Raw genomic sequence first — 7160 nt, forward strand, 5'->3', positions numbered from 1 at the left:
CTCATATGATATAATATTTAAATATGAGGGTCAAAAGATATTTTGACCCTCATATAATTATATTCTATAAATAAAAATATGCTACCATATTTATCTAATATAAACAAAGCTTCGACCAAAATTTACTCGCGACTTCCATGACATGTAAAATAAATCACCTGGTAATCCTGCGAAAGCACGGCAAGCAGCCTTCTGCCTCGAGCAAGCTTCTCATCATCCAGATTCACAAACGGATCGTCAAGTATGAGGAACGGCTTCTCGCCCGGATACATCGCATCCACAAGCGCAAAACGCATACATATGCCTATCAGGTCCTTGTAGCCTGCCGACATGGTTCTCACATCGCGAAGCTGCCCCTGCTCCTTCATCCTTATTGAAATATTGGCATCCACCTGCCAGTCTCTGTCTGTATTTTCTGTCAGGATACCGAAGTACTTCTGGAATCCATTGGAAATAGGCGCCATGTATCTGGCAGTAAACTGCTCCCTTGCCCTGGTCAGATAGTCTGATGTAAGCCCAAGTATCTCGTACTTATGCTTTTCCTCAGCCTGTATCTGCTTGCAGTTGCGATACTCCTGCTCCTTTTCATCCCTCATATCAAGCTGCTCCTGCAGATCATCCATCTGTCTGCCGTACTGCACTAAGGATGCCCTGATTTCATCGAGGCTGCATTCCACCTTTGAAATCATCTCATTAAGCTCATCAAGTGTATACGGACACTCATTTGGTGCAAGAAGCTTGTCCATATCGTTGTCATTCTCAAACTGCGTTTTCTTCTGAAGAGCACTGTCCATATTTTCCTTTGCAAAGCCGACCTCTGCGAGCTGCTTTTTCATCTGTGAAAGTGTCTGTGTATATTCTGTAGTACTGTCATATCCATAGAGACTTAAATACTCATCAAGCGAAGCCTTTGCCTTCTCATAGTCAGCCTTTGTCTTGGCGCGCTTTCCTATCTGCTCGTTGAAACGACTGTAGTCATGAACCTTTGTTCGAAGCTCATAAAGCTTCTCCTGATACTGCGATTCATCTGCTTCAATCGAAAAGCTGTCAAAAAACTGCGATACCTCATGCTCCATTGATGTAATGCCGCTTTGGATCTGCTCAAGCTGCTCCTTTAATTCCTGAATCGGTATCTCCTTCTGCTTTATATTTTCCTCACGCTCAGCCATAAGCCTGATGTATGCTCTCTGCTTTTTGTTGTTCAGACGGATTCCATAGACCATCATGACAACACCGCAAAATGCCATAGTGATTCCCGCTATACCGATTGCCAGAAGCATGATTTCCTTCACATTGTACTTCTCATTCAGGCTGAATGCTGTGGCAACAACCGCTGCCAAAAGGCCTATAACCATAATCACAATACCTGCAGGTACAAGCTTTGTCTTCTCCGGTGCCTCCGGCTCCTCCTCATCATCTGCCATCTGTGCAATGGAGGTCATCTGCGAGAGCTTGAGCTCCATGTGGCTGTACTCATTCTTGACACTCTGGATGTTTGCAATCTTCTTTTGCATCTCATCAAGACCATCATCAGATGGCACACCATCCTTAAACATACCTGAAAGTGTATCTAAATACTGCTCCTCCTCAGGCGTAAAGCTCAGATTATCTTCTACAGCCTTTAAGCTTTCAAGCTCTCCGGCCTGCTTTGTCTTTTCCAAAAGCTCTGCCTCATCCGGTGCTTTGTCTCCAAAAACTGCCGATGCAGCATTGTAAATGCTCTCTTTCTCCTTTGCAACGGCACAAAGCTGCTCGTAGTTTTCACGAAGTGCCTGCTTTCTGCTGTCCTCAGATGCCACCTGAAGCGCCCTGCCGTACTCGGCTCTGATACCGGTAAGCTCCTTCTTCTGGGCAGTTTTCTCATCTATTTTCTGTGAAAGCTGTGCTGCCGCCTCATCCGCGGCCTGATACTTCTTAAGCTCCTGTTCCAAGGCTGTGAGTGTATTTACACGCTTTTTGATGGAGCCTGTGATACGGTTTGGTGACATCTTGTTCATCATATCCTTAATGTCCGCTGTCGCCGACTCGAAGTTGTTGATGTCATTTGTATTTTCCGCCATATTGCCAAGCTTTGCGCTGATGCTGTCTGATGACGAAAACATGCAGTCTGCCTGCGCTATGTATATCGTTCTCTTGAACGAGCTGCGGTCGAGGTCAAAAAGCTCCTCTCCAAGCAGTGGTGAAAAATCATCACACTCAACCATGGTTGCAAGCCTGTATAAGTGAAAATCATCCTGCTTTTCTGTGAGGCCAAAGGTCCTTACAAGTCTGTACTCCACTCCATCGGCCTCAAAATCAAGCTCTCCACCATAAGTGCCGCCCTGCCATGGCTTATAGAGCTTTCTTTCCCTCTCAAAGGCGCCCGGCTCCTTTTTCGTATCAAAGCCGTACAGCATAGCCTTCAAAAAAGCCGCAAGTGTACTCTTTCCCCAGCCGTTTGGCTGGTTTATGACATTGACTCCATCATTGAAATTGATATTAAAATCGGACAGCTTTCCGAAGTTGTTTATGTGACAAGCTATTAATTTCAATTTCTAAATCTCCTCCCCGCTAAGCGCCGATATACCACACCTGATGACCTCAGACTTCTGCTCCTCGGTCATATCTGAGCCAAGCACCATCCGTATGAACTCACCCTTAAGTGATGCATCCTTTTCGTATTCACTGTAATTGATGAGAAGTCTTGTCTCATCATACACCTTTTCATAGTAGAAATATTCCTCGAACATATCCTTGAGGAAATCTGTGTTTATCTCACAATCCACGTCCACCTCACCTACAAGCACGAACTTTACCATGCTTCTCGATGAATATTCACTGTCCGAAATGGCTTTTTCCATCTTCACAGCCACATCCTGTGTGGTCATGGCTCCTGTCACATCCACATACAGCGTGTAGAGGCTCCTGTACGCAAACGGTACAAAGCTAAAGCCTGCCGTGAGCTTCTCATCATCTATATCAAGCACCACAAAGCCCTTTTGTCCACACTCATCAAAGCCTCTTCCCTCTAAACAGCCGCTGTAGCAGTACATGCCACGGTTGTCAAGCTGTCCGCTCTGATACTCATGCACATGACCGAGCGCGAGATAATCAATGCCCTTATTCTTAAGGTCGCCTGTGGAAATCTCATCACCGAGCTGTCCGTGGAGAGTGACAACGTTGTAATTGTCATTGTCGAGCACAAGAGAATTGTACATGGCAGCCTGGTTAGACTTGTCTATCTCAAGACCTGTTATTGTGATATTTCCATAGCTGTATGAGGTCCACTGATTAGAAAAAAGCTTAAGGTTGTCAGGGATTTCATCGAGCTTCGATATGAAATTGTCCGAGTCGTGATTACCCTTAAGATAATAGAAATCGATATCCGGATTTGACGTAATCGAATCCTTTACCAGATTTCTGGCAGTCGCTGACACATTTCTCGTGTCAAATAAATCGCCTGCTATGATAATCCCCTTTACATCGTTATTTTTGGCGTACTCTATCATCCTTGAATATGTACGCAGTATTTCCATTTTTCTCTCTTTTGCCTGCTCCTTTGACAGATTCGAGGTCATCTTCGAATCCAGATGCAGGTCTGCACAGTGGATAATTTTCATTTTTATAATCCGCCTTTCTGCGAAAGGTACCAATGTATCATGAAACACGTTGGCTACCTTTCGCTTTTCTAATCTATCTGTCTCCTGTTATAATTGTTTTATAAGACTGACACACTACAGAACACGTGGAGGTGAGTGGCGGGGCTGTATAGCGGCGACCTCGCATTTTTATATGTTGTCGGTCATCCGTTAAGGCATCAATGATTGGCGCATAACAGTAGCCCGTAAACTTATCTCTTCCAAAGTCGACTCGATTTTGCCGGATGACCAGTCACTGTCAGTTTTATAACTATAAATCATCAGGAGGTTATTTTATTGTCGTTTAAAATTCTCAAAAATAACTGTTGCGGACTTGATGTCCACAAAACTTGGATCTATGCCTGTATCGGTATTACTGATCCAAATAATCGTACAGAATATAAGCAGGCTCGCTTTTCTTCTTTTACTAAAGGTTTGCAAGAGTTGTGCAATTGGCTTGCCAAATACAACTGTACTGATGTTTGCATGGAATCTACCGGTAAGTATTGGATTCCTGTTTTTAATATCTTGGAGAAGAATAACATTTGGGTTACTCTTTCCCACCCCAAATATACCAAGCCTCAAAAAGGCAACAAGACGGATCGTAAGGATGCCAAGTGGATTTGTGATTTATATATGTGCGGAATGGTTAAACCTTCTTTTATTCCACCTGCTGACATCCGTCAATTAAGAGATCTTGTAAGATACCGATACAAACTTACCTGTATGATTACCGGTGAGAAGAATCGTGCTCATAACTGTCTTACTGTATCCAACTTAAAGCTGGACGATGTCTTTTCTGATATATTTGGAAAATCATCCCGCTCCATTACGGAACAGATTTTACAACACCCTGGGGAAACTTTTGATGTAACACCTTTTGTGGATAGCAGGTGTAAAACTCCTATTGAAGAAATACAGGCTGCTATTGATGGTGCTATCTCTACGGAACAAGCTGTAAAGCTTAGACAATGTCTGAATCACATCGATGAATTAGAAAAGCATCAAGCTGAAATAGAACGGGAAATCTTTCGTCTCAGTGATAAATACGAAGAAGTCCTTAAGCTTATACGAACCATACCAGGATTCGATAAGAACCCAATGACTGCCATTCAGGTGCTTTCTGAAATCGGAGGTGATATGTCTGTCTTCCCCACAGCTAAAAACCTCGTTTCATGGGCTGGATGTTGTCCTCGTAATGATCAAAGCAATCAAAAAATCAAATCCACTAGGATTTCCCGTGCTGGTTCTTATTTTAAACCAATTTTGGTGCAAATTGCAAATGCTTTAATCAAATCCAAGAAACATCCTGAATTTACTACCCGTTACAAACGTATAAAAGCACGCCATGGTCACAAGAAAGCTATCATTGCCATCTGTCGTATGATCCTGACCGCTATCTGGCACATACTCACAGATTTAAAACCATATACACCAGAAGGCTTTCTTGAGTCACGTCCTGTGAACGATTCAAAAGTATTAACCACTTCACAGGCACTTAATCTACTTAAACAACGAGGATATATCATCAAAGATGATGCTGTTCATGTTACCTGATTAGGTGTTGTGTCTATATTTATATTTGATTTTTATACCACCGAAAGATGGTTTATTTGCTATGCCCTTTATTTCTTGTCTGTCTTCTACTTATTTGTTTCAAACTTCCAATTCCTCTCTTACGAAATATGCGTTACCTCATATTTCTGTGCTGAATAGTTACAATCCTTTAACAATTAAACATGCTGACTGTCTGCAAGCTCAGGTGTACCTCTCATCTGAATGAGCGGGCCGCCCTTCTTCTCCACATAGTCCTTAGTGATTGTAACCGTGCCGATATTGTCATCCTTTGGTATCTCATACATGATATCGAGCATGAAATCCTCTATAATCGCACGAAGGGCTCTGGCTCCGACCTTCTTTTCCTTTGCCATCTTGGCGATGGCATAAAGCGCATCATCGTCGAACTCAAGCCTTACCTCATCCATCTCAAGGAGCTTCTGATACTGCTTGATAATGGCATTCTTTGGCTCCTTCAATATCTTTACAAGCATATCCTCGGTGAGCGCCTCAAGTGAGAACATGATAGGAAGTCGTCCGATAAACTCAGGAATCATTCCGAATTTGCGGATATCTTCAACAGTTGCCTGCATGAGCAGGTTCTCATCCCCATCATACTTGTCCTTCAAATCAGCCTTAAAGCCTATAGAAGCCTCCTTGTTCAGGCGCTCCTTTATGATATCCTCAAGTCCCGGGAAAGCACCTCCGCATATAAAGAGAATATTTCTCGTGTCAACTGTGGTCATCGGAACCATGGCATTCTTGCTGCTGGCACCAACCGGCACCTCAACCTCTGAACCCTCTAAAAGCTTAAGCATACCCTGCTGCACGGACTCTCCGCTCACATCACGCTGGTTGGCATTTCTCTTCTTTGCAAGCTTGTCTATCTCATCTATAAAAATGATACCGTGCTCAGCTCTCTCCACGTCATTATCTGCAGCCGCAAGCAGCTTACTTACCACACTTTCAATATCGTCACCGATATATCCGGCCTCAGTAAGTGATGTGGCATCTGTTATGGCAAGTGGCAAATCTAAAAGCTTTGCAAGAGTCTTTACGAGATATGTCTTTCCTGAACCTGTAGGTCCGATCATGAGCATATTAGATTTCTCAATCTCCACACCATCATATTTATTTGAAGCCTGCTTTGCAGTTGTATTCTCTTCCTGCGCCTTATGCTTATTGTCAGCCATGACACGCTTGTAGTGGTTATATACTGCAACCGACATGACCTTCTTTGCATGCTCCTGACCTACCACATAGTCATCAAGACTCGCCTTAATCCTATGCGGTGCAGGAATTGAGTGAATGTCAAGAATCGGCTCGACCTTTTTCTCTTCCTTTGGTTTTTTCTTCTTAAGCTTCTGGCTGTTTGGTATGCCTCCTGTCAGATCTGACAAATTTATCATGCTGATATTGGGCATATTGCCAAAATCCATATTGCTTATATTTCCCAGATTTCCGAGGTTGCCAAAATTACCATTGCTCATGGAGTCAAAGGTCTTTTGCATACAATCGCTGCAGATGCACAGGTTCGGCTGGATATGTATCATCTTGCCTGCCACGCTCTCCGGTCTGCGGCAGATGTAGCAGACATCCTCGTAGTCGTTTGACTTGTTATCGTTTGTATTATCTATGTTATTTGTAGTTTCTTCATTATTATCCTGAATATTGTCAGGTACTTCCTTGAAATCATCATTATTCATAGGTGAATTACCGCCTTTGTATCATTTGGCTGCTTTATCAGCCATTTCACTATTATACACTACTGAATAAATGCATGCAAGCAAGCTGAGGCGCTTTTAAAAAAAAGAACCGACAGATCAAAAGACCTGCCGGTTCCATTTTCTTAATATCTATCTTCCACAAATAATTTGGGTCAATCATTTTTCTTATGGGTTTAGCCCCAAATGTTTTAGGTTATCGCCATCCTGCCGCCATCCTTGACAGGTCAAAAAATAAATGCTGTGGGTTAATCACCGACGG

At 43.1% G+C, this 7160-nt stretch carries 4 protein-coding genes; 1 reads left to right on the forward strand and 3 read right to left on the reverse strand.

The features are described from left to right. Positions 1 to 122: 122 nt before the first annotated feature. Positions 123 to 2531, reverse strand: a complete 2409-nt coding sequence (locus ACTQ1L_RS14515; RefSeq protein WP_441367907.1) for an ATP-binding protein — start codon at positions 2529 to 2531, stop codon at positions 123 to 125. 3 nt (positions 2532 to 2534) lie between these two features. Then, entirely contained in the window at positions 2535 to 3599 is a 1065-nt protein-coding gene (locus ACTQ1L_RS14520; protein WP_441367909.1) for a metallophosphoesterase family protein, read from the reverse strand. 315 nt (positions 3600 to 3914) lie between these two features. On the opposite strand from ACTQ1L_RS14520, the gene ACTQ1L_RS14525 reads away from it, so the two are divergent. Further along, on the forward strand, positions 3915 to 5174 hold the full coding sequence (locus tag ACTQ1L_RS14525; protein ID WP_441367910.1) for an IS110 family transposase: 1260 nt from the start codon (positions 3915 to 3917) through the stop codon (positions 5172 to 5174). Between the two features lie 176 nt (positions 5175 to 5350). Here ACTQ1L_RS14525 and clpX read toward each other — a convergent pair whose 3' ends face one another. Next, positions 5351 to 6880 carry an ATP-dependent Clp protease ATP-binding subunit ClpX gene (clpX, locus tag ACTQ1L_RS14530; RefSeq protein WP_441367911.1) on the reverse strand — a complete coding sequence of 510 codons (1530 nt, stop codon included), beginning with the start codon at positions 6878 to 6880 and terminating at the stop codon, positions 5351 to 5353. Positions 6881 to 7160 lie beyond the last annotated feature (280 nt).

The organism is Agathobacter sp. LCP21S3_B2, assembly GCF_052118705.1.
Classification (GTDB): Bacteria; Bacillota; Clostridia; order Lachnospirales; family Lachnospiraceae; genus Roseburia.